Consider the following 24,306-nt stretch of genomic DNA (forward strand, 5'->3'; position numbering starts at 1 on the left):
GTTATCTTAGCTCAACAGGCACTGCAAACACCACATTTTCTTCTTGACCTGGGTTTTCCACAACAGTTTCACCACCAAGTTGCTTCAAGCGTGAAATGACCTGCTGAACAAGCACTTCGGGTGCAGAAGCCCCCGCAGTCACTCCGACACGTTCAACATTTTCAAACCAATCAGGCGAAATGCTTTTTTCGTCATCGATCAGGTGAGCAGCGGTGCCCATTTTATCTGCAAGTTCGCGCAAACGGTTCGAGTTTGAGCTATTTTTCGCACCGACCACCAACAACAGATCAACTTTATCCGCTAAGTCACGAACTGCATCTTGGCGATTTTGCGTGGCATAACAGATATCATCTTTACGAGGACCGTGGATCTTAGGAAATTTGATACGAAGTGCTTCGATCACATCTGCGGTATCATCAACTGATAACGTTGTTTGGCTACAGTAAAACAGATTACTCGCATCTTTTACTTCCAAAGACGCGACATCTTCTGGCGTTTCAACAAGGTAAATTCCGCCTTGAGGGTTATCATACTGCCCCATTGTACCTTCAACTTCAGGGTGACCATTGTGACCTATTAAAATACACTCTGTGCCTTTTCTGCTCGCTCTAGTAACTTCCATATGGACTTTGGTTACCAGTGGACATGTCGCATCAAAAACCTTTAATTCGCGTCTTTTAGCTTCTTGCCTAACTTGCTGTGATACACCGTGCGCACTGAAAATAACAATACTGTCATCAGGTACTTGATGAAGCTCTTCAACAAACACTGCACCACGGTCTTTCAGGCCATTCACAACATATTTGTTGTGAACAACTTCATGGCGTACATAAATAGGCTTTTCAAAAATATCTAAAGCCCTTTCAACAATGCTAATTGCTCTGTCTACTCCAGCACAAAAGCCTCGCGGATTGGCTAACAAAATTTCCATTAGCTATGAACCTCTAAAATGTCTACTTCAAATGTCACCACTTGCCCTGCCAGAGGGTGGTTGAAGTCAACAGTTACAGAGTCACCAGCGACCTCACGGATCAAGCCAGGCAATTCAGTGCCATCTGGCTGAGTAAACGCGATAATACTGCCTACTTCAGCAGGCGTTTCACTGCCAAATTTAGTACGGTCTAAATAATAAATGTTGTCCGGGTTCGGCATACCAAAGGCGTCCTCTGGTTGCAGCTTAAAGCTCTTATTGTCACCTTCTTTGAGTCCCAATAAGCAGCTTTCAAAATTTTCAGTGAGGCTTCCATCTCCCATAAATAACTTCGCAGGTTTATTATTTACCTTTGTTGAGTCAGCAGCAGATCCATCTTCCAGCTTTATTGAATAGTGGAATAGAACTTCTGATTTTGGGCCTATGACTTGTTCACTCACGCCTCTGTCTCCCGAGTATTGGTTTTATCACCAAAAAATGCATCAAAAAGAAGTAAACCAGCACCGCCGACGATCGCCATATCAGCAACGTTAAAGGCGGGATAGTGCCAGTCTTGATAATAGAAATGTAAAAAGTCGACAACGTAACCCAATGTCACGCGATCATATAAATTGCCTATTGCACCAGCCAATACCAGTGAATATGCACCACATAGGACCCAGTTATTTGCACGCAAGTTTTTCAACCACACGATCAATAACACACTGATCACGACTGCGATGCCGCTGAGAAACCATCTCTGCCATCCGCCGGCTTCACTTAAAAAGCTAAAAGCTGCACCATAATTGTGCATGTAAGTGAAATTAAAAAATGGCAGCAGCTCAATAGATTCATATAGCTTCATATTCGCTACTACGACTGCTTTTGTGCCGAAGTCTACTGCAAAAAGCAGTAGACTCAGCCATAACCACACTAGACCACTTCGTTCGGTCAATTTTGTCACTTGCAACTCCTATGCAAACTTGCGTTGTTCGCCTTCACCTTCAACATTGGTAATACAACGGCCACACAGCTCTGGGTGTGCTTCATTTGTACCGACATCTTCGCTGTGATGCCAGCAGCGATCACATTTGGCCGCATCAGTCGCTGCGACTTTGATAAATAACCCATCTACCTCAGAAGCAACAGAGTCCTCAGGCTGAGTTGATACAACCTCAACATGTGCTTTTGACGTCAACAATACAAAACGCAGTTCATCTTCTAAACCTTGAAGCTTCTCTGCCAGCTCACCACCAGTATAAAGTGTTACTTCAGCCTGTAATGTTGCACCAATCACTTCTTCTTTACGAGCGCTTTCTAATACTCGGTTCACTTCATCACGAACAGTTAACAGTTCCTGCCAGAAGTCATTACCTAGCTGACCACAAGTTGCACCTTGAATGTTTTCATACCAAACATCTGTAAAGACAAATTCACCACGCTGCCCTGGTAACGCTTCCCAAAGTTCCTGTGCTGTAAAGCTTAGAATTGGCGCCATCCAGCGCGTCATTGCTTCTGCAATATGGTACAGCGCAGTTTGGCATGAGCGACGTGCGTGACTGTCACTCTTCGCTGTGTACTGTCTATCTTTGATAACGTCTAGGTAGAATGAGCCTAGCTCACCTGTACAGAAATTCATTAATTTCTGTGTTACAACCAGCATTTGATAATTATCGTATGCGTCTACGATTTCTTTTTGTAGCTCAGCTGCCTGAGCGACAATCCAGCGATCAAGTTCCACCATATCTTCAATGGCAACCGAATCGGTTTCTGGGTTAAAACCACTTAAGTTCGACAATAAATAGCGGCTAGTATTACGGATACGGCGGTAGCGATCTGCTGAACGCTTAAAAATCTCGTCAGATACAGTCATTTCCGCAGTGTAATCTGTAGAAGCTACCCATAAGCGTAGAATGTCTGCACCTAACTTATTCATGATATCTTGCGGTGAGATAACATTGCCCAAAGACTTTGACATCTTGCGGCCGTTTTCATCTACCGTGAAACCATGTGTTAGCACTTGCTTGTATGGCGCATGACCATTGATCGCAACTGAAGTCATCATAGACGACATAAACCAGCCGCGGTGTTGGTCCGAACCTTCAAGGTATAAATCTGCAGGGCCAGTTAAGTCTTCACGCGCATCGACAACACAAGCATGGGTTACACCTGAGTCAAACCAAACATCCAGCGTGTCTTGCACTTTTACATATTGCTTTGCATCAGCCTCATTTAATAAGGTACTTGTCTCCAAGTCATACCAAGCCTGAATACCCGCTTCGTCAACTAAATCAGCAACTTTCTCGATGAGCGATTCAGTATCTGGATGAAGTGCACCCGTATCTTTATCTACAAATAGTGCAATTGGTACGCCCCAAGTACGTTGACGCGAAATACACCAATCAGGACGCCCCTCTACCATGTTTGCAATACGGTTTTCGCCCCATGCTGGGATCCACTGAGTTTGCTCAATTTCTTTCATCGAGTTTTTGCGCAAGTCAGCCTGATCCATGCTGACGAACCACTGAGGTGTCGCACGGAAAATAATTGGAGTTTTGTGTCTCCAACAATGCGGGTAGCTATGCGTTAATGCATGGTGATGCATTAACATGCCTTTTTCTGTCAGTAACTCAATGACATTGGCATTTGCTTTGAATACATGTTGGCCGGCAAAAATAGGCGTATCTGGCAGATATACACCGTTTGCACCCACAGGGTTGGCAACTTCTAGATTGTATGCCTGTCCTGCCACAAAGTCTTCTTGACCGTGGCCCGGCGCGGTGTGCACGATACCTGTACCTGAGTCTGTTGTTACGTGATCACCTAAAATAACTGGTACATTAAAATCATAGAATGGGTGTGCCACTTCAAGATTTTCTAGCACATCACCCTTGCAGTAACCCAATACGTGATATTGCTTAAATCCAAAGCGGTCAACTGCGTCTTTAACTAGCTCTGAACCTAATACTAAACGCTGCTCTTTACCTTCGTCTTCAATTTGTACTAGTGCATATTCTAAACCGCCATGTACCGCGACTGCTCTGTTTGCAGGTAAAGTCCATGGCGTCGTTGTCCAGATTACAGTACTGATATCACCTTTGCCTTCATGACCTTCATTGAGTGAAAATGCCTTTTCTACAGCACTGATATCAGAGAACACAAAACGCACATCGATAGCTGGAGACTGCTTGTCTTGATATTCAACTTCTGCTTCTGCAAGCGCAGAGCCACAGTCAGTACACCAATGAACAGGCTTTGCGCCTTTGTGCAAGTGGCCATTTTTAATAATACGACCCAAAACACGAATCGCATTGGCTTCGAAATCGAAATTCATGGTTAGATAAGGCTTGTCCCAATCACCAAACACACCTAAACGTTTAAAGTCCGCCTTTTGACCATCAACTTGTTTACGTGCGTATTCACGACACTTCTCTCTAAATTCAGCCACTGACACTTTTTTGCCAGGCTTCCCTACTTTTTTTTCTACCATTAGTTCAATTGGTAGACCATGACAATCCCAACCAGGCACATAAGGTGCGTCAAAATCTGACAGCGTCTTTGACTTAATGATGATGTCTTTTAAAATTTTATTTACAGAATGGCCTAAATGAATATTACCATTTGCATAAGGAGGTCCATCGTGAAGTATAAATGGCTTTTTACCTTTTTTCGCAATGCGTATTTGACCGTAAAGGTCTTGTTCATACCATTTTTTTAGCATTTTGGGTTCACGTTGTGCCAAATTGCCACGCATCGGAAATGAAGTTTCCGGTAAATTTAAAGTATGTTTGTAATCGCTCATTTAACTTACTACCCGCTCGGCTACCTAAATTTTAGAAAATACTGCTCTTGCTGCATCGACATCTGCCGAGATTTGCTTTGTCAGATGCATCAGTGACTCAAATTTTTGCTCATTGCGGAGCTTATGAATTAGCTCCACTTTGATAAATTGACCGTAAATGTCCCGGTCAAAATCAAACAGATGTACTTCAAGTAAAGCACGTTTACCATTTAAAGTTGGTTTCGTACCCACATTAGCAACACCGTTATAAATCTTATCTTTAATGTAGACGTTGACAGCAAATACCCCTTGAACTGGGCTAACCTGCCTTTTTAACGCTACATTGGCGGTTCGAAAACCAAGCTCGCGCCCTTTTTTCCAACCGTGAATAACTCGTCCAGAGATAGCGTAAGTATGACCTAACATTTCATGTGCTTTATGTAGATCGCCTTGTGCCAGTGCTGTACGAATAAGTGTACTGCTCACTCGACTATTTTGTTGCCTAAAACTCTGAGTATCTTTGACATGCACGCCTAGCTCTTGGCCTATCGTAGACAACATTGCAAAGTCGCCTTTTCTGGCTTTGCCAAAACGAAAGTCATCACCAACCGTTAGTGCTTTCACACCTAACCGTTGATCAAGTACTTCTCGAACGAAGTATTCCGCTTCTAAGTTTGAAAACTTATCATTGAAACTTACGCATATGACCCTTTCAATGCCGTTTTCTGCTAACAGTGCAAGCTTGTCACGCAGCCGCGTCAAACGGGCTGGCGCTTTATTTTTGACAAAAAATTCTTGAGGTTGAGGCTCAAACAACATCACAGTGCTGGGTAAGTTGTATTTTTTAGCGTCGGCTTTGAGCCCCTTTAGTACTTCAGTGTGGCCCAAATGAACACCATCAAAGTTCCCTATAGTCAATACACATCCATAATGGTGTGGTCGAATATTATGGATACCCCTGATTAATTGCATACAACGCGTGCCTTTGCTCGAGTCTTCAAAAAGCCCGATTATACCCAAGTTAGTTAGAAATGCGAGCCATGAAACCCCTCATTCGCGCCGATTTATTCTTCTACAGCCCGGATCTCCTTGATAGTTGAGAGCCTGACCCCAAAAACAAACAACACCAAGAAGTACATAAACATTGCGCATACCAATAAGAAGCCTAACACCCATAGCTGTGTGAAAAGACCCTCATCTCGCCAAATCAGCTGTTGTGACAGCCAATATACCGTACCGACCATTGCCAACGTCGCTAGAACAGACTTGGCGGCGAAAAATAGAGTAAACCTAGATACCGAGTATACCCCCTCCCTTTTTAGCGCATGGTAAAGTAAAAAAGCATTACACGTTGCAGACAAAGAAGTCGCCAGCGCAAGGCCGAGATACCCAATAAAAGGCGCTAAGGCTAAATTAAATACCATGTTTAAAACCATCGCTTTGATTCCTATCTTAACGGGCGTTTTAGTATCTTGTCGGGCGTAAAACCCAGGAGCCAACACCTTAATAAGCATAAAGCTCACTAACCCCACACTATATGCAGCAACACCTGCGCTCACCGCTGCGATGTTATCAACATCACTATTTTTAAATTCTCCGTGGCCAAATAAAACCGAGATGATCAAAGGACTGATCACCATCAGCCCCCCCATCGCGGGGATCCCGAGTAACAAAACAAAGCGTACCCCCCAATCCATAGTGTGTTGAAAGTTTTCAGCTTTATCTGTTGCATGTAATTTAGATAAAGTGGGCAATATGACCGTCGCAATGGCGATGCCAAACAAACCTAAGGGGAACTCAATTAAGCGGTCTGAGTAGTAAAGCCATGCTATTGAACCTGTCATCAGGGCTGCCGCGATAATAGTATCAAGTAATAAGTTAATCTGACTGACTGATACACCAAAAATAGCTGGTAGCATTAATTTGCGTACTTTGACAATATGAGGCGCACGCCATGCAAATTTTGGCTTAGAAAGCACACCCAACTTCCCCATAAATGGAATTTGAAATGCCAATTGGATAACACCACCAATAAACACTCCAATAGCGAGTGCATAGGCCCCTTGTTCAAATTGCTCATGAAGGAATACGGCGCTGCTAATTATACTGAGATTTAACAATACCGGTGTAAACGCCGCCACTGAAAATCGATTGTAGACGTTGAGCACTGCGCCACATAACGCCACCAAAGAAATGAAAAATAAATAAGGGATTGTCAATTTGAGTAGGGCACTGGCCAGTACAAATTTAGCGGCATTTTCTCCACCTTGCCACCAGTCAACGAACCAAGTTGCACCAAACAACGCGGCGATAACTGGAGAGCCAATAACACCCAGCAAGGTCACCCCTAGTAAAATTGTGCCTAAGGTACCTGCTGCCTGTGCAACAAAAATCCGGACTTCATCATCTCCGTGCTTTTCTTTAATTTCAGACAGCACCGGAACAAATGCTTGCGCAAAAGCGCCCTCAGCAAACAACCTTCTAAAAAAATTTGGGATCCGGTTTGCAAACAAGAATACATCCGCAGCAAGCCCTGCACCGAGTAAATTAGCTACCACAGCATCGCGCACTAGTCCTAAAATTCGAGACAACATTGTCATGGCACTTACGATCATGCCCGACTTAAATAACCCTTTTGCCACTAAACCCATCCTACCTATAAACAGTCTGCGGCAAGTATGCCACAGACCACATCGAACAATAACCGTAAATCCTGTTCCCTTGATGAGAAATAACAAGCGACATTAAAGCTAGGCTTGGGTTCTGTGTTTTGCTACAATGCGCGCATTAATCATTAGCTCACTTAGCTTTTGATTCGTAGTCTGTTGTTACTATAGCCGAGGGCCAAAGGTTTAGGAGATGGTTAACAGACGGTATAAGGGCTGCACACTATTAAGTCTAAATTAGTTTGTAGACGTCAATGTATGTGTGTGAGCCGCACTGAAATACTTAGGCCGGACAGGTTATTTTTTATTGACATTGGATCATAAAACAGGCATAGTCCTCGGCCTTTAAACTAAGCTTATTTTTAAAAGATTGTTAGGAGCATACCTTGGCTAACATCAAGTCTGCAAAAAAACGCGCTATCACTAGCGAAAAGCGTCGTCAGCACAACGCAAGCCGTCGTTCAATGATGCGTACATACTTCAAAAAAGTTATCGCTGCTATTGAAGCTGGTGATAAAGAAGCTGCACAGCAAGCATTTGCTGTTGCAACTCCAATCCTAGACCGCTACGCAACTAAAGGTCTAATCCACAAAAACAAAGCTGCTCGTCATAAGAGCCGCCTAGCTGCTAAAATCAAAGCGCTATAATCTGTGGAAATGGATATAAAAAAACCGACGTAAGTCGGTTTTTTTATGCCTGTTTATCTAAGATTGGTTACGCTGACTAAGCAATTTCCAGTTTTGGATAAAACTTTTTCAACATAGCGGCAATCTTTTTCGGTGAGAAAGGTTTTACGACAAACCCTTTAGCCCCGCGCTCAATGGCATCTTTGACATTATCAACCGTTGAATGGGCAGAGACCATAACGACATTTATGTCTGGGTTAATCTGAGCTAGCTCAGCTATTAGTTCTTTTCCATCTCCATCTGGTAATTCAATATCCAAAAAGACAATATCGAAATGTCGCTCTTCACAAGCAGCAATACACTGCTTAGCAGTTGACGCTTCTTTGACATTGTCAATTCCCAAATGCATCAATGTCTGATGCAAAAAGCTTCTTACAGTTCCTACATCATCAACAATGAGAATAGAGATTTGTTGTTCCATATCCTTTCCCGTGGGCTAGTAATTAGAAATGCGCTATCATCTATAGCATAGAACTATTATAGAGTCCTGCAACCAAAAGGCTACACCTAAGCATGGCAATTAATCCAAAAAAACAATCACTATTGAATAAAAGCGACTTTCAAAAGCAACAAGCCGACAAAAATAAAAAGCGTCGTCTCTCAGCCCAGCAAATAAAAAGACAACAACAACTCGAACAACAACATAGACTCCAACAACAGCAAGTTGACCCTCCTAAAAAAGGGCTTACAAAGCTGATTATTATTGGCGTGTTCGCGCTCACCGCTATTTTATTTCCCAAGCCTCAACTCATCACTTACAAGAAGTTAAGTATGGTCACTCAAAGCGTTTACTGGCCAGGATTACCAGGCGTAAAACCCATTTTATTTGACTCTATTTTACAACCTATTCCGGCGCTGGATCGCAACACACTTTATTTGTGTCAAGATGTGTCAAAGCCCGACACTTGCCAAAAATATGCAATTATCGAAACTCAGGGATTCATTGCTGCTCTGAAACACCTCATAATCAATTAGAAAAACTAATCCGAACAACGTAAAATTACTCGTTTGAGATGACTAAAAAAGCGGCGCATAATGGCGCCCCTTTTTAATCATATATGGAGTTAATTTAAGATCATGGCTAACGAGTTTGACTGGTTACTAAATAGTTTATTACTAGTACTGGGGTTTGGAGCTCTTTTTATTAATCATAAAACACTGCTTCGCACCGCGGCTGTTATGGCCTGTAGCTTATTATTCGTGTTATTTAGTCTAGATCTTATGGATACTTCAGTGATTTCTAATCTTGGCTTGATACTGATCAACTCATTTTATTTGTTCAAAGTATTTACACTTGAGCACTACGATACAAATTGATAGCCAAATTCTGAAGCGCTCAACGCTTCAGAAATTTTTCATTAATAATATCTATTGAATAAAAATTAATAACTATTCATTTTTGCATTCTATAAAGCGCTTATTTACTACTTTCACATGCCAATCGGGCAAACAAATATTCATTGCCTCAAGGCTATCCAAGAAATCTTTGATAAGCTAGAATCGGGAAAAATGTCCCTTATTGGAGGATTGTCATGGCCATGACAGATGAAGAGTTATTTTTAGCTTCCATGGGCGATGTTGTACCGCTGGCACAAGACAATCGCGCACAACTAGAGAAACAAAAAAGCCAACCAACAGAGGCACAACTCGCTAGGCGGGAAGCTGCTCAAAAAGAATTAGACTTTGATCCTAACTTTCTCTCTACTGAATATGTTGATCTGCTAGACCCCCACGATCAACTTGGTTATAAAAAAGACGGCGTTCAGGAAGGTGTATATAAAAATTTGAGGCTCGGTAAATACCAAATAGATGCAACACTTGACCTGCATGGCAAATCATTCGTTGAAGCTCGACAGGCGCTATTTGAATTCGTAGTAGATTGTCAGAAAAGAAATATCCGAGTTTTGCTGATCCGCCACGGTATTGGGCTTAAAAGCAAACCATTTCCCGCTATCTTAAAAAGCTATTGTAATAAATGGTTGCAAGAAATACCCTGTGTGCTGGCATTTCATTCGGCTCTAACTTGCCATGGTGGCAGTGGTTCAACATACACACTGCTAAAGAAAAGCGAAGAGAAAAAGTTAGAAAACAGAGAGATACACGCCAAAAGGTAAACAATATAAATGGGGCTGCTACAGCCCCATCTTAATTTAACGATTCTTATCTTTGCTGAAGAGAATACGTACAGGGTTGCGATTCAGCCGCCTGTGCCTGATTAAACCAAGCCGACACGCCTAACGCGAGTACTGAAATAACGACAAAAGAAAGTTTCACACCACCTTGCCCGTTTTTCATTGTCTTTTCCTGTTTTATTATTGTTTTTTTTCTAACATACTGAATATAAATAGATGTCTCAATATGTTTTTATATACAGTAATTATGTAAATTAGAATAACTCTTAATTACATTTACTTACAAATCATGTAGTTATTTTTTATCTCTATTAAATTATTCATTAATTACCGTCACTTGAGATAAATTCAGTCAGAACTCGAAAGGTCCACACCACATATGCCAGTTAGTACCCAACACTTGTATTCACTGTATTTTTAATCGGTTTTCTTTCTAAACAGGCATTTATATTATCGGTAATTTGTGCAACAACCGTATCCAAGTTGGTAACCGCTGCAACATGCGGAGTCACTGTCACTTTTGGATGTGACCAAAACGCATGATCTTTAGGCAAAGGCTCAGTTGCAAACACGTCCAGTACAGCATGGCCAAGCTCACCGCTATCCAATGCTTCGATAAGATCATGCTCATTTAAGTGCTGCCCTCTGGCAACGTTAATCAGCAAGCAGTCACTTGACACCATACTGAACAGCGTGCGGCTTAATATGCCTGCCGTTGCCTCCGTCAAAGGCAATAAACACACTAAGTAATCCAGCTGAGATAGGAAATCGCTCAGCTGCTCTTCACCGTGAAAACACCTAATATTATCTAACTGTTTTGCTGTCCGAGACCATCCTCTGACATTTAACCCATTTACCGACAAACGTTTCGCCACTACCGCGCCCAGTTCACCCATTCCCAGTATACCCGCAGTCTTACCTTGTCTCGCTCTTCGGGGCTTCCAAAATGATGTTGATTGATTTGAACAGTACTCCTGAGACCTAAGTTTGTAGGCGAGAACATTTGAAAGCACATACTCAGCCATATCCTGGCTCAATTGCTTATCAACTATCCTCGCGACTTCAACTCCGGAAGGTAGTTTATCGACTGGGATCCCATCTACCCCAGCCCCAAATGACTGTACCACTTTCAAATTTGGTAACTGTTGCCATAACTCTTCAGGCGCTTTCCAAACAAGTACAAATTCGATATCGGCCAAATTATCACAATGCGGCCACTGGTATATATCAACATTTGGTAAAGCTCCCTTAAGCTTTGCCATCAACTTGTCATTGTTTCGACCCGTAATACAGACTAGTACAGACATTTCTTCTCCCTTCATTACGCTTGTTACAAGACACACACAGTATACCTGCCACTGGTAAATTGTTGATAGAGCAATATCACCATAAAACTGACATACCCTTGCAACATGGCTGTCACACTTGCTTTTTAATCTGCTATAAACACAGCCGTAGAGAAATATTTATGATCAGCGTCGATAAAGTGATCGAAGCAAACCTGCCTCAGTTGGAGAACTCACCTAAAGTAAAAGGGTTGGTAAAAAAAGGCCTAGGTTACTTGTTGCATGAACAGGAATTTGTTGCATTTGCCGACACTTACCCACATTTAGAAGGGTTGGAGTTTGTTGAGCAAGTACTGGAGGAGTTAGACTTTGACGCACGCTTCAAACCCAAACAAATTGAACACATTCCGAGTGAGGGTAGCGTCGTTATCGTCGCAAATCACCCAATTGGATCATTGGACGCACTGGCGCTAATAAAAGTACTGGCAAAAGCAAGACCAGATCTAAAGGTTGTCGCCAACCGCATGCTAATGTCAATTACTCCAATGCACTCTTTGCTATTGCCCGTTGACAACTTATCTAATGCCAGTCGCAAACAAGAGCTCGCGAATATTCAAAAACATTTAAAAGCAGAAGGCGCGCTGTTAATTTTTCCAGCCGGAGAAGTATCCCGCCTTAGCCCCACTGGAATAAAAGATTGTAAATGGAATACAGGCTTTTTACGTATGGCGAAAAAAGCCAACTGTCCAATTTTGCCAATTTACATCAAGGCTAAAAATAGTCCCCTCTTTTATGGCACCTCTATGATCTACAAGCCATTAGCGAGTCTTTTATTAGTTAAGGAAATGTTTAAACAACGGCAAAAGTCACTAGAGTTTGAGATTGGTGCCAGTATCCCTCCAGAGTCATATCGCCTAGATAATTTAAAAGACAAAGAGATCGTTGCACTTATACGCAAACAGCTTTACAGGCTAAACAGCAAAAAAACATTGCCGTTAAAAACGCAAACCCCCATCGCTGTACCTGAATGCAAAAAAGAGCTAAAAAAAGCCATTGAACAATGCGAGCGCCTTGGCGAAACATCAGATGGAATGCAAATTTACCTCTATCAATATGCTGGGAGCTCTCCGATATTTAGAGAACTTGGCAGATTGAGAGAAATTGCTTTTAGAGCCGTTGGTGAAGGCAGCGGAAAAAGGCGAGACACCGACAAATATGACATGTACTATCAACAGCTTGTGCTATGGGACGCCACACAACTAGAGTTAGTTGGCGCGTACCGCTTAGCCAGTGCACAACAGGTCATCAAACAACATGGTCCTAGTGGGTTATATACCAGTAGCTTATTCTCGTATAATGACGCTATGACCCCTTATTTTGAACAAGGCTTGGAACTAGGCAGAAGTTTTGTACAGCCTAAATACTGGGGCCGTAAGAGCTTGGATTACCTCTGGTATGGCATCGGTGCTTTTATTAAGCGATACCCCGAACACAGGTACTTGTTTGGCCCAGTCAGTTTATCCAACACCTTGCCAGATAAAGCAAAAGCCATGCTGGTATATCATTATCAACATTACTTTTCAGATCTCGATAATCTAGCCCAACCCAACAATGAGTTTAAGCTGTCCCAGTCACAACTTGATACATGCAAAAGCCTGTTTTGTGGTGATGATATAAAAGAAGACTTTGCAGAGCTAAAACATATTTTGGCAAATATGGGTGCGCAAGTGCCAACACTGTTTAAACAATATACTGAATTGTGCGAACAAAGTGGTGTTAACTTCTTAAGTTTCAGTACCGACCCTGATTTCAATAACTGTATTGATGGCCTTGTATTGGTTGACCTTACTAAGTTAAAAGCAAATAAAGCCAAACGTTATCTCGGTGAAAACATTTATCAATCGTGAGTATCATAACGATTGACGCCTTTGCTATACAACCAGGCAATGAAGTTGTATGAATTAATAAATCCCTTGCAACCTTGTTGCAATTTTTTATACTGGCGCTCGGTCTCCATATTTAACAACGTAGATTAAGCGCCAATAATGATTAAGTCCCTCTTTAATATTATTATTTTTGTAGTCGTACTCGCCGCAGCCTTGGCATATCAAGAATTAGGGATGCTAGAAGACGATGGGAAACAGTCCGCGCCCTACTTTTCTTTGCCAACATTGGCAGATCCCTCAGAGCGATACAATATCAGCGCGCTGCAAGGTGAGCGTTCGGTAATTTACTTTTTCGCCCCGTGGTGCAACATATGCCGCTATAGCATGCCCAATATAGATAAATTGCACCGCCAAGGTAAAGTTAATGCTGTTGCCATTGCTCTAGACTTCCAAAGTACGGAAGAAATCACCAAGTTTAGCCAAGACTTAAACCTGTCTATGCCAATCTTGTTAGGCAATCAAAAAACAGCACAGGATTACAAAGTTAAAGCCTATCCAACTTATTATGTTATGGATCCAAAACTGAAAATAATTGAACGCTCAATTGGCTATTCTAGTGAGCTTGGAATACGCTTACGCTTGTAAGAAAGTGTATCTACTTAGTACACTTTCTTACCCAAACCCGCAATAAATCAACGCTTTTAGTCCGTACACTGTCCCTCAAATTAATTCTCCTCACTGCCAAAGGGACTCGACGATGTTTGCTCAGCATACTCTTAAACGTTTTACTTTATCTCCTGTGGTTTTGTGTATGGCGATGGCCGCCAATGCTCAAACCAAAAAAGATGACATAGAACACATTGAAGTTATCTATAAACGCAGCTCAATTACTTCAGAAATTACCGAAGACACAGAAAAACTGATTGAAATGCCTGGTGCTTTGGGAGATCCGCTACGTGCCGTTTTTGCCCTGCCCGGTGTTGTTGCTGCGGGAGGCTCCATGAGTGAGCCTGCAGTGCGAGGTTCTTCACCTAGCGATAACATGTTTGAAGTCGATTTCATGCCCGCAGGTTATATATTTCATGATTTTGGCAGCTCTATTTTTAACCGCCACATAATTCAAGATTTTCAATTATATTCTGCTGGTTACGGTGCCGGATACAGTAATGCAACTGGCGCTGTTTTTGACGTTACCTTGAGAAACCCCAAATACCAGCCCATCACGACCACGCTAGATTTCTCCATGTTTAATGCTGGATTTTTTGTCGAGGGTCAAGCTACTGAGAATACCGCGTTTTATGTATCTGGCAGAAAAAGTACCTTGCCACTATTTTTTAGCGAAGGTGAAGAGCTGGAAGATGATGATGGAGAGCCTAGCGGTGTCACTATCAACGACGCTCCTGATGACCACGACTATCAAGGCAAGTTTTTATGGGACATCAATGATAACAATACCCTCACCTTTAATTTTACGGGTGCAGAAGATTCAGCCGCTGCTGGGTTTAGTGAGCGGGCGGAACTCGCACAGAAAACACCTGAATTTCAGGGTGATGCTCGATTTATTAGAGAATTTAACAGCCAAAGTATCCTATGGGATCATTACAATAAGAAGTTTCATCTAAAAGTAGGTGTAGGTGCATTGGATCACTCTGGCAGACTCGAATATGGTAAACAACCCACGAACCTTGCAGGCTTTTACGAACAAGAAGGGGAAAAACAATATACCTACAAGGCGCGCTTAAACTATACCGTCAATAATCAACATCGTTTCGTTTTAGATGCTGCGTACTTCGATAATGAAACAACTTATGAATACGATACTTTTCAGTATCTTTGTACTGAAATAGATCCTGACTGTGATTTGAAAAAAGGCGATCGGATCAACGGTAAACGTACCATTGATTTGGACTCAGGTTTTGTTGGTATCACTCATATCTGGCAGCCACATGAAGACTGGCAGACAGAGCTTGGCTTGCAAAGCCAACACAACCGTTATACAGATGAGACCTTCACCTCGCCTCGTCTTGCGGTTAATTACTATGTTTCACCTAACAGCGTGATCAGTGCAAAAGTTGGTCGTTACAATCGCATGCAAGATGTCGAGTACATCTTGCCTGAAATTGGAAACCCCAAATTAAAATCTCAAGTTGCGACTCACAGCACACTAGGCTTTAGACAAGAATTAGAAAACGAATGGTCATGGTCAATCGAAGGCTATTACAAAACAATGGAAGACCTGCCGCTTGCTATTGATTCCGGTAGTGATGCACACCTTTTGTACAGCAACCAAGTTGAGGGGCGTGCTTATGGTGTTGACATATTAGTCAACAAAAATAAAACCGATAACTGGTACGGCTGGGTCGCGCTGAGTTACGCAAAAAGCGAACGTACTGATTTAAGACGCAATGTCACACGAGATTATTACGCCGATACACCGTTGGTCTTCAATGCAGTGCTCAACTACGACATTAATGAGTTGTGGCAAGGTGGCTTTAACTTCACCGCACGAAGTGGCCAAGCATATACACCAATTGTTGGTGTGCGAGAAAACCCGGATCACGCTGGTCGCTTTTTACCTGTATATGGTGATCCATTTTCAGAGCGCTTCAAAACCTACCATCGTCTTGATGTGCGCTTTGAAAGAAAAACCTCCGTATTTGGGTTAGATGGTAAGTTAGTATTCGAACTTATGAATGCTTATGGCCAAGACAATGTGGCCTACATCGATTTGGATTACGACAAAATTAAGTCTGTTAGTGACCTTCATATAAAAGAAGAAAATGATGATTTTGAAATGCGCCCTTCAATCGGTTTTAGCGTGACATTTTAATTCCCCTAGCCACTTGCGCTGATAAGCACAAGTGGTGTTAACCTTCCCTATAAGGCATGGCGAGTAAGTAATTGCCACTTGCGTTTTTCGCCATTGCCTTGCATGATCCGTCCGTTAAACACCCTCGGAGTATTATCATGCCTAAAGCCTGTGCATATCACATCTTAGTTAAAACAGAAAAAGAATGCTTAGCCATCAAAACCAAATTAGCAAAAGGTGGCGACTTTAATAAATTGGCAAAACAGCATTCAACCTGCCCTTCGAAAAAGCGAGGTGGTGACCTAGGAGAATTTAGCAAAGGAGATATGGTTAAAGCCTTCGATGACGTCGTGTTTAAAAAGCCACTGTATGAAGTACATGGACCAGTTAAAACGAAGTTTGGTTACCACTTAATTAAAACGGTGTATCGAAGTTAGAGAACACTAATAGTTTGAAGCCTATTTCAATCGAAAAAACAGATTACGTTAATAGCTTTTAATCAATTTTAATTTTGCCTCACTCAACTATACTGAGTGGCATTGAAATCACTAAGAGAGTTATTACTATGTTTACTGTTATTTTTGGTCGTGAAGGCTGTCCTTACTGTGTACGTGCAAAAGAATTGGCAACACGTTTAAAAGAAGAGCGTAATGACTTTAATTTTCGATACATTGACATAAATAAAGAAGGGATCAGTAAAGCCGATCTGGAAAAGTCAGCAGGCAAGCCTTGTAACACAGTTCCACAAATATTTGTCGACCAATCTCACATCGGTGGATTTGATGATTTTGAGGCCTATGCCAAGGCAAATTTAGGGTTATATCAATAACCCTAAAAAAATACAGTTTATTTTTTGACCAATTTCAACCACCTACAAATTTAGTGCCAATTTATACAAGCAATTATCTTTTCTTTACTGTACAATGCCGCCTCTTTTAAATTGTTGAGGCGCATTAATGTCAGAACCAGTAACGTTTGAATCTTTAGATCTTTCTCCTGCAATCCTTAAAGCAGTCGAAGAGCTAGGGTATCAATCACCTTCTGAGATCCAGGCTCAATGTATACCGTTATTGCTAGAAAGAAAGGACGTGCTGGGACTAGCGCAAACGGGTACGGGCAAGACGGCAGCTTTCGCACTGCCGCTATTAAACAATGTTGACGCATCCGTTAAGCAACCACAAATTTTAGTACTGACTCCGACTCGTGAACTTGCACTGCAAGTTGCAGAGGCATTCGAGCAGTATGCTAAGTACACCAGAGGCGTAGAAGTACTTGCGCTATATGGTGGACAAAGCTATGGCGTGCAATTAAGTGCACTTCGCCGTGGCGCACAGATCATCGTGGCAACTCCGGGGCGTTTAATCGACCATATCAACCGTAAGACCATTGATCTATCTAACCTAAATGCATTGGTATTAGATGAAGCCGATGAAATGCTACGCATGGGCTTTATCGATGATGTTGAAAGCATCATGGAAAAAACACCAGAAGAAAAGCAAACATGTCTTTTCTCTGCAACTATGCCAAAGCAGATCCAATCTATTTGTTCTAAGTACTTAGATAACGCAGAGCAAGTAAAAATCACGCCACGTAACTCAACTGTTGACACTATTGAGCAAGTTTACTGGCGTGCAACGACACATAAAAACAAAGCAATTGTACGTTTCTTAGAAGCTGAAGATTACGATGCTTCTATCGTGTTTGTACGTACTCGTAATGATACTGTTCAGCTTGCTGAACTGCTTGAGCGTGAAGGTTTCTCTGCTGCACCGTTAAATGGTGACATGAACCAACAGGCTCGTGAGCGCACAGTTGAAAGACTGAAAAGTGGTTTACTAGACATCGTTATCGCAACAGACGTTGCTGCACGTGGTCTAGATGTTGACCGCCTAAGCCTAGTTATCAACTACGATATTCCACAAGACAGCGAAGCTTACGTTCACCGTATTGGCCGTACTGGTCGTGCAGGTCGTAAAGGTAAAGCTATCTTGTTCGTCAAAGGTAACGAGCGTTACTTGTTACGTAACATCATGCGCCATACTCGTTCAGACATTGATCAAGTAGAGCTACCAAGTGCGAAAATCGTTGAGCAAAAGCGTATCGAAGCACTGCAGAATAAGCTAAGCATGTCACTTGATCACAAAGACATCGAGTTCTTCAGTGAAGTAGCTCAAGGTCTAGGTGAAAAACTTGAACTGAGCCAAGAACAACTTGCTGCCGCACTTCTTTGCCTTGCACAGCAACAGTCTCCACTTAAAGTTGAAGAAATTAAAGTTCAACAGCGTGAGCGTCGTGACCGTGATGGCAATCGTGATCGCCGAGATGACAGACGTGGTGACCGTGGTGATAAAAAAGGCCGTCGTAACACAGGTCCAATGGATACATATCGTATTGAAGTTGGTCGTGAGCACGGTGTTCAGGTTAAGAACATTGTTGGTGCGATTGCAAACGAAGCCGATATCTCAAGTAAGTTTATCGGTGAAATCCGCTTATTTGATGAGCACAGCACAGTTCAACTTCCTCAGGATATGCCAGCTGAGACTCTAACACACTTCCAAGGCGTTCACATTTGTCAGCGTCCAATGAAGATGACTAAGAGCACTCACCCAGCAGATCAGGCACGCGGCAATGGTAATCGCCGTGAAGGTGGTAGACGTTTTGAAGAGCGTGGTGAGCGCCGTGATGGTGGCAGACGCTTCGAAGAGCGTGGTGACCGTCGTGACGGTGGTAAGCGCAGCTTCAGAGATCCACGTAGCGACAAGCGCCGTGACGGTAACAGAGATGGTAACCGTGACAACAGACGCAAAGAGCGTGGTGAACGTAACGAAATCAACTTTTCATAAGTTGTAAACATATCTAAAAAAGCCGCTACCTTAGCGGCTTTTTTGTATTTTATGATCCGTCCTAAATCGTTCTTCCCAACCAGTCTCTGGGGTCAAATCTAAAATAGGCTACCATCAGGTTAAACAGCTCTGGATTCTCTTGTTTCAGCTCTACAGGCTTTTCAATAAAGGTTTCGGTTAATACTGCGAAATACTCGGCTTCATTGGTCGCCCCATATTCATGGATCACATGGGGCATTTGATACGCAAGTTGAGTTTTAAGTTGGCGATAGGCTCGACTCAACACATCAGCCCAATGCTGATAGCTGATTTCCTTTGGTAACTCGGGTGTACCATTCGTATTGCCAGCTTGTTGATCTAACTGATGCGCAAACTCATGAAACACTAAGTTATGCCCATCACCTGGAAGGCGGTTTCCTTCTAAAACATCGTGCCAACTGAGTACCAAGGTCCCACCAGGCCATGACTCGCCTTACCTAACCGCTGTGTGATAGCTCACCAGTCCCGCGCTGTCTTTATTGGATTGCGGTGCGTAGTACTGACTTGGATACAACAGTACTTCTTTAACATTCGGATATAATGGCCACACTTGGTTTAAGACCAGCAGACATGCATCAGCTGCAATGATCAGTGACATTGGCCTTGTTACTTTTAAGCCATCACGGCCAATCACCCGCTTTTCACCTAAAAACCAAATAATATGCTGCTCAAGCCTATCGCGGTCAGCGTCTGTCATGTTGCGATAGATAGGCATGTAGTTAAGCAACACTTCTTTATCCGCTGGTGACAGTTTTTGTGGATGGTATTTTTTGTGCCAAAAATAGCGCTTTATGTCGTTGAGGTACCAATAGACAACCACGAACACGACTAAAAAGGCAATTAACATAAGATTTATCATATTTGCTCATTTACTGTGCTTTTTTATTTAAGTGTGTGCACCTTTGTCCCTTTTCAATCATTCTTTGATAAAATCGATAAATAAAACATCGAATATAAATTGCTATGTCACTGCCGATTGAATCTATACAGTCCGATTTTTTAACCACTATTTCCGAACAAGATGTCATTGTCACCGCAGCCACGGGATCTGGAAAATCGACTCAGCTCCCCATTTGGGCGGCCTCCCAGGGCAAAGTACTCGTTGTTGAGCCAAGACGTATCGCTTGTACATCACTTGCGGAATATGTCGCTCATTTATGCAAAACAGAACTTGGGGGAAAAGTAGGCTACGCAATTCGTTTTGAAACTGTATTCGATACACATACAGATATCGTCTTTGTAACCCCTGGCGTTGCACTTAGGTGGTATTTTGAAGACAAACTGGCCGCCTATTCACATATCGTATTAGATGAATTTCATGAGCGACGTTGGGACATGGATCTGCTACTTGCACTGCTCAAGCAGCATGCCCAACACCGGCTTATCCTCACTTCTGCCACGCTTAATGCACACAGCCTGAGCCGATATTTAAATGCACCAATCCTACACAGCGAAGGAAACATGTACCCCGTTGAAGAGGACTTTATAGCAAAAGACCAACGTGCAATGCCAACAAAAGACAGGCTAACAGAACGTGTAGTTACAGCATGCCAACAAGCACAAGAAGACACTGACGGTGATATTTTAGTTTTTTTGCCAGGAAAAGGGGAGATCATAGCCTGTGCGTCTGCACTAAAGTCTTTTGATGCGGTAGTGGTGCAACTCTACAGCGGTTGCTCAAAGCAAAATCAACAACTCGCACTGTCGAAACAAATGTCACAGCGTATTATATTAGCCACCAATGTAGCCGAGACTTCCTTGACCATACCTAATGTTACCTGTGTCATAGATTCAGGCCTAGAACGACGTACACATCTTAGAAATGGTAAAACTGTTTTAGGCTTAGACGCAATTGGGCGTGACTCTGCAAAACAACGCTTAGGTCGTGCAGGCCGAACACAAGCTGGTATTTGCATCCGGCTATACGGCCAATTTGCCCCACTTATTGAACGTACTCCTCCTGAAATTCAACGCGAATCACTCACAGAGCTGGTGTTAGCCGCTGGGTGCGCAGCACAAGGCGTAGATTCGTTGCCATTTATCGACTCATTACCTGATGCATCTAAACAACGAGCTCTCACGACTTTACATAATATCGGCGCAATAGACAGCAAACAATGTGCCACTGAGCTTGGTAAGCTTCTCTATCCACTTCCGGTAGATGCAGAACTGGGCTTTTTGATTGCGAATATGCCCTCAGGGGCGCTCAAACAAGCTATTATCGATCTGATTGCTGTTATCTCTGTGCCTGCGCGAGTATATCAACTGCCCACGCATCTCGAACAAATAGAGCAACTAAACCTCCTGTTGCCAAACCATTGTGATATTGAGCTGGCCATTGCTATTGTTAGAGATCAAGTAGATGGCATTGTCCATGTCGAATCAGAAGCACTGATGGAAGCGAAGCAGTTTAGTGAACAACTTAGAGAGGCTTTTTCACTACCAAGTCTCGAAAAAGCAGCTAGTTATGACCGTAATGCCCTCATCACCGCAATTGCTAAAGCACGCCCAGAATGGGTCTTTGTGAAGCGGCAAAACCGCAGAGGTGGCTTCGGTAATGGTAAAATTGAAGTTTCTCCTTCCAATACCTCACGTATTAATGAAAATACCAAAGCCATGTTAGTTCTCGATACGTTCGCTCTCGCCGGAAAAGGCAGCAAACAAGCCATGACAATGGCAACATTGGCTGCACCGTTGCCAATCAAAATGTTAGCCTCACAGGAGATCGGCGAGCTTATTTTTTTAGAGGCTTATATTGATCAAGGTACAATTTTTACGACTACAGCTAGACAGTATGCAGGTGTCGAGCTCTCTGTCTTCTCAAGCGTTGCTAAAGGCGAGATGCTCATCGATGCATGTACCTATCTGATTAAAAAAGGTGAGTTATTTGAGGGCCTTTATTATCAGTTAAGTAAAAATATTGCGTCACACCAACTGTACTTCGATTACTTAGCGAGGCCAAATAATCTACCGACTGCGTGCGAATTCATCAGGGCTAAACTAGTCGAACTAGGTGTTGAATCACAGGAAGATATACAACTTATTGAAGCTGAAGACTTTAGCTTTCAGGAAGTAGATAGCTGGGAACTAGATAGGTTTATTGAAAAACACCCTCTCAATGTTACGATCCCTGAGTTAAGAATGCAGGTAACCTATTTTTTTAAAGCAAAGCGTGTGCTATTAGAACACCTTGAAGGAAAAAGAAAAGATGCCCCCAAAAAATGGGAGCTGCCAAATTTCTCTGGCTTTAAAGTTCAATATAAAAAAGCAAGCAAAGTTGTTGATATTAAATAAAACAAGTTCAAGTTAAATATTAAAAAGATTATATTTACGCCTTTAACCTATTTAATATTAACCACATAAAGACATGACTTTCTCAGAACAAATTAGAGCTTTTGTTTTCTAAAAGAAAGTCTATGACCTACCTGCAAAAGGACTTTATTGCCTCACTTTTATGATATGAATTTTAATTGAAAAAACGATAGCTTTGAAGATGGGATATAATCGAATGTAGAATTATCGAGGCCTATTTTGGCCTCACTGACTTACAATCAACCACCACCTGTAAGAACACCATTGCGTTGATGCTGCCTCAATGACTCTTGAGATTCATCATGGATTAACTTTCGCTCTTTGGAGGTAGTGCAACGCTTTTTAGGAATAATAGAGCCGAGAGAGCTCACTTGTTCACAGCGATACCCATCGCCTTTCTTAGTGGTGTCACCACTACTTGCACAGCCTGCGAGGGTTGCAGCCATTACTAATGCTAACACTTTCATTATAACACTCCTTATTTATTCGATTACAGTTAACCATTTAAAATTATTACTAACACTATTCCCTGTCAACAAAAAAACCGACACCATTAAATTATATAAATTAGTTAATAAAAAGCATGCTGAATTAAACATTAATAAATAAAAACAAAAGCTTGCTGTGATTGATAAACACAGGCGAATATATGAGAAAAACCAGCTCTCTAATGCACGCAGGTGCTAAGTTAAGCGGAACTAAAGCCTTGATCAGAATACGTACCTTCATAGGCCACCACGCAGCCTTCTGCACCACGAAGTAACGTTTAGCCGATCTTTGTAAAACACACTGCTAATAACAACAGTGATGCGTATACCCTCAAAGCTAAATTAGTCGGTTTTGTAGCAGCAACCTTGAACTGTATGTTGGTAATTGTGAGCAAAGGATACCAAGATACCTCTGCGTCCAGTAAGTAAAGTTATAGAGATTCAAGAACCGCTGTTTTGATTACTTGGTTACACTAAACGACTCATCAAGACGAAAGTTAATTTAGCTCGAACTAAGTCAATGTAAAGTATTTAAGTAATTAAAATTCAATATTTTAGCTTCCTGGAGATGAATAGCTGAAAGCAAGTTCGACTTATCGCCTCTCCTTTTGGAGAGTTTTGGCAGCTGAGGAAAAAAAGAGTAAAGCCGCTGATATAAAATAAACTTAAAGAACTACACAAAATATTAAAACTTTCATATGTTATTATATATACCCTTTAATATTAACAACATAACCTCCACCTTTAAGCAAGCCTAAACTATATTTTCACCTAATGACTAAAGATCAAATATATCTAACATCTTGAGTTCAGAAAAAATGATATTTTTTCTTTCACATATTCCATAAAAAGCCACAACCTGAAAGGGGTTACATACAAAAGGAACGCTTAATTCTTTTCTTTGGTTATGAAATAAAAGTGACTAGTTAAGAGATAATTTTATTACCTAACGTTTGTGAAATGAATTTAAATAAGTGAAATAGCTAGGCCACAAAAGCTTTATAGAGATGGGTATGAGCCGAGTGTAGAACAGAGAAGGGAATGAGCCAAATGCAGAACAGAGAGGTCCATTAAGACCTCACAAATTCATAAAGTTTACCTTCCATCACCACCGCCAGAAAGCGTCCCGTTACGCTGATGCTGCCTTAAAGACTCTTTAGACTCTTCTCGGATTAGTTTTCTTTGTTTCGATGTTGTACAACGCTTTTTAGGAATGATAGAGCCTAATGAGCTCACCTGTTCACAACGATACCCATCATCTTTTTTAGCTGTTGTGTCGCCACTACTTGCGCAGCCTGCAAGAGTTACCGCCATTACTAATGCTAACACTTTCATTATAACACTCCATATTTATTTAATTATAGTTAACCATTTTAAAGTATTACTAATACTGTTATTTGTCAATATAAAATCCAATACTAATTAATCATATAAATTGATTTATAATAAAAAAGAGCAATACATTAAT

At 41.9% G+C, this 24,306-nt stretch carries 22 protein-coding genes and 1 pseudogene; 11 read left to right on the forward strand and 12 right to left on the reverse strand.

Features of this window, described 5'->3' with window-relative positions:
• Position 1: 1 nt before the first annotated feature.
• The 6 genes from ispH to murJ all read right to left on the reverse strand — a co-directional run bounded on the left by ispH (position 2) and on the right by murJ (position 7,333).
• Positions 2 to 931 carry a 4-hydroxy-3-methylbut-2-enyl diphosphate reductase gene (ispH, locus tag QNM18_RS05630; protein WP_211009683.1) on the reverse strand — a complete coding sequence of 310 codons (930 nt, stop codon included), beginning with the start codon at positions 929 to 931 and terminating at the stop codon, positions 2 to 4.
• Positions 931 to 1,371, reverse strand: coding sequence for an FKBP-type peptidyl-prolyl cis-trans isomerase (gene fkpB, locus QNM18_RS05635; protein ID WP_023398596.1), 441 nt, complete (start codon positions 1,369 to 1,371; stop codon positions 931 to 933). The genes ispH and fkpB overlap by 1 nt, the downstream gene beginning before the upstream one ends.
• Positions 1,368 to 1,874, reverse strand: a complete 507-nt coding sequence (lspA, locus tag QNM18_RS05640) for a signal peptidase II (protein ID WP_211009684.1) — start codon at positions 1,872 to 1,874, stop codon at positions 1,368 to 1,370. Before lspA ends, fkpB begins: the two co-directional genes overlap by 4 nt.
• Before the next feature lie 9 nt (positions 1,875 to 1,883).
• Positions 1,884 to 4,712: an isoleucine--tRNA ligase gene (ileS, locus tag QNM18_RS05645; protein ID WP_211009685.1), complete on the reverse strand. Its 2,829-nt coding sequence runs from the start codon at positions 4,710 to 4,712 to the stop codon at positions 1,884 to 1,886.
• Positions 4,713 to 4,736: 24 nt separating this feature from the next.
• The gene (gene ribF, locus QNM18_RS05650; protein ID WP_023398593.1) at positions 4,737 to 5,663 is read right to left on the reverse strand and encodes a bifunctional riboflavin kinase/FAD synthetase; all 927 of its coding nucleotides are present in this window, start codon (positions 5,661 to 5,663) and stop codon (positions 4,737 to 4,739) included.
• Positions 5,664 to 5,755: 92 nt separating this feature from the next.
• Entirely contained in the window at positions 5,756 to 7,333 is a 1,578-nt protein-coding gene (gene murJ / locus QNM18_RS05655; protein ID WP_284136624.1) for a murein biosynthesis integral membrane protein MurJ, read from the reverse strand.
• Between the two features lie 410 nt (positions 7,334 to 7,743).
• Here murJ and rpsT point away from each other — a divergent pair, with 410 nt between their 5' ends.
• The gene (gene rpsT, locus QNM18_RS05660) at positions 7,744 to 8,004 is read left to right on the forward strand and encodes a 30S ribosomal protein S20 (protein WP_010382487.1); all 261 of its coding nucleotides are present in this window, start codon (positions 7,744 to 7,746) and stop codon (positions 8,002 to 8,004) included.
• Between the two features lie 76 nt (positions 8,005 to 8,080).
• Here the strand turns inward: rpsT and QNM18_RS05665 are convergent, their stop codons facing one another.
• The gene (locus QNM18_RS05665) at positions 8,081 to 8,464 is read right to left on the reverse strand and encodes a response regulator (RefSeq protein WP_023396984.1); all 384 of its coding nucleotides are present in this window, start codon (positions 8,462 to 8,464) and stop codon (positions 8,081 to 8,083) included.
• 92 nt (positions 8,465 to 8,556) lie between these two features.
• Between QNM18_RS05665 and QNM18_RS05670 the strand changes: the two genes are divergently transcribed.
• The 3 genes from QNM18_RS05670 (at position 8,557) to smrA (ending at position 10,157) form a co-directional block, all read left to right on the forward strand.
• Positions 8,557 to 9,018, forward strand: coding sequence for a hypothetical protein (locus tag QNM18_RS05670; protein ID WP_284136625.1), 462 nt, complete (start codon positions 8,557 to 8,559; stop codon positions 9,016 to 9,018).
• A 102-nt stretch (positions 9,019 to 9,120) separates the two neighbouring features.
• On the forward strand, positions 9,121 to 9,360 hold the full coding sequence (locus QNM18_RS05675; RefSeq protein ID WP_247687276.1) for a hypothetical protein: 240 nt from the start codon (positions 9,121 to 9,123) through the stop codon (positions 9,358 to 9,360).
• 215 nt (positions 9,361 to 9,575) lie between these two features.
• Positions 9,576 to 10,157, forward strand: coding sequence for a DNA endonuclease SmrA (gene smrA, locus QNM18_RS05680; RefSeq protein WP_211009687.1), 582 nt, complete (start codon positions 9,576 to 9,578; stop codon positions 10,155 to 10,157).
• 46 nt (positions 10,158 to 10,203) lie between these two features.
• Here smrA and QNM18_RS05685 read toward each other — a convergent pair whose 3' ends face one another.
• Both QNM18_RS05685 and QNM18_RS05690 read right to left on the reverse strand, forming a co-directional pair.
• Positions 10,204 to 10,338, reverse strand: coding sequence for a hypothetical protein (locus QNM18_RS05685; protein WP_282099767.1), 135 nt, complete (start codon positions 10,336 to 10,338; stop codon positions 10,204 to 10,206).
• 223 nt (positions 10,339 to 10,561) lie between these two features.
• Entirely contained in the window at positions 10,562 to 11,482 is a 921-nt protein-coding gene (locus QNM18_RS05690; protein WP_284136626.1) for a 2-hydroxyacid dehydrogenase, read from the reverse strand.
• 161 nt (positions 11,483 to 11,643) lie between these two features.
• Here QNM18_RS05690 and olsF point away from each other — a divergent pair, with 161 nt between their 5' ends.
• The 6 genes from olsF to QNM18_RS05720 all read left to right on the forward strand — a co-directional run bounded on the left by olsF (position 11,644) and on the right by QNM18_RS05720 (position 18,999).
• Positions 11,644 to 13,368, forward strand: coding sequence for a bifunctional ornithine lipid synthase OlsF (gene olsF, locus QNM18_RS05695; RefSeq protein ID WP_211009689.1), 1,725 nt, complete (start codon positions 11,644 to 11,646; stop codon positions 13,366 to 13,368).
• Positions 13,369 to 13,506: 138 nt separating this feature from the next.
• Positions 13,507 to 13,992 carry a TlpA family protein disulfide reductase gene (locus tag QNM18_RS05700; protein WP_211009690.1) on the forward strand — a complete coding sequence of 162 codons (486 nt, stop codon included), beginning with the start codon at positions 13,507 to 13,509 and terminating at the stop codon, positions 13,990 to 13,992.
• A 112-nt stretch (positions 13,993 to 14,104) separates the two neighbouring features.
• On the forward strand, positions 14,105 to 16,177 hold the full coding sequence (locus tag QNM18_RS05705; RefSeq protein ID WP_284136627.1) for a TonB-dependent receptor plug domain-containing protein: 2,073 nt from the start codon (positions 14,105 to 14,107) through the stop codon (positions 16,175 to 16,177).
• Positions 16,178 to 16,314: 137 nt separating this feature from the next.
• On the forward strand, positions 16,315 to 16,593 hold the full coding sequence (locus QNM18_RS05710) for a peptidylprolyl isomerase (RefSeq protein ID WP_023396993.1): 279 nt from the start codon (positions 16,315 to 16,317) through the stop codon (positions 16,591 to 16,593).
• Positions 16,594 to 16,721: 128 nt separating this feature from the next.
• Positions 16,722 to 16,985 carry a GrxA family glutaredoxin gene (locus QNM18_RS05715; protein ID WP_211009692.1) on the forward strand — a complete coding sequence of 88 codons (264 nt, stop codon included), beginning with the start codon at positions 16,722 to 16,724 and terminating at the stop codon, positions 16,983 to 16,985.
• Between the two features lie 127 nt (positions 16,986 to 17,112).
• Complete coding sequence (locus tag QNM18_RS05720) at positions 17,113 to 18,999, forward strand: DEAD/DEAH box helicase (protein ID WP_211009693.1); 1,887 nt, start codon at positions 17,113 to 17,115, stop codon at positions 18,997 to 18,999.
• Between the two features lie 61 nt (positions 19,000 to 19,060).
• Here the strand turns inward: QNM18_RS05720 and QNM18_RS05725 are convergent.
• Positions 19,061 to 19,897, reverse strand: a pseudogene (locus QNM18_RS05725) (M90 family metallopeptidase).
• 104 nt (positions 19,898 to 20,001) lie between these two features.
• Here QNM18_RS05725 and QNM18_RS05730 point away from each other — a divergent pair.
• A complete protein-coding gene (locus tag QNM18_RS05730) occupies positions 20,002 to 22,332 on the forward strand; it encodes a DEAD/DEAH box helicase (RefSeq protein WP_284136628.1) in 2,331 nt (776 codons plus the stop codon).
• 257 nt (positions 22,333 to 22,589) lie between these two features.
• On the opposite strand, the gene QNM18_RS05735 is transcribed toward QNM18_RS05730, so the two are convergent.
• Positions 22,590 to 22,817 carry a hypothetical protein gene (locus QNM18_RS05735; RefSeq protein WP_211009696.1) on the reverse strand — a complete coding sequence of 76 codons (228 nt, stop codon included), beginning with the start codon at positions 22,815 to 22,817 and terminating at the stop codon, positions 22,590 to 22,592.
• Between the two features lie 1,116 nt (positions 22,818 to 23,933).
• Positions 23,934 to 24,173, reverse strand: a complete 240-nt coding sequence (locus QNM18_RS05740) for a hypothetical protein (protein WP_211009697.1) — start codon at positions 24,171 to 24,173, stop codon at positions 23,934 to 23,936.
• Between the last annotated feature and the right edge of the window lie 133 nt (positions 24,174 to 24,306).

The sequence above is a fragment of the Pseudoalteromonas obscura genome (genome assembly GCF_030135505.1).
GTDB classification, from domain to species: domain Bacteria; phylum Pseudomonadota; class Gammaproteobacteria; order Enterobacterales; family Alteromonadaceae; genus Pseudoalteromonas; species Pseudoalteromonas obscura.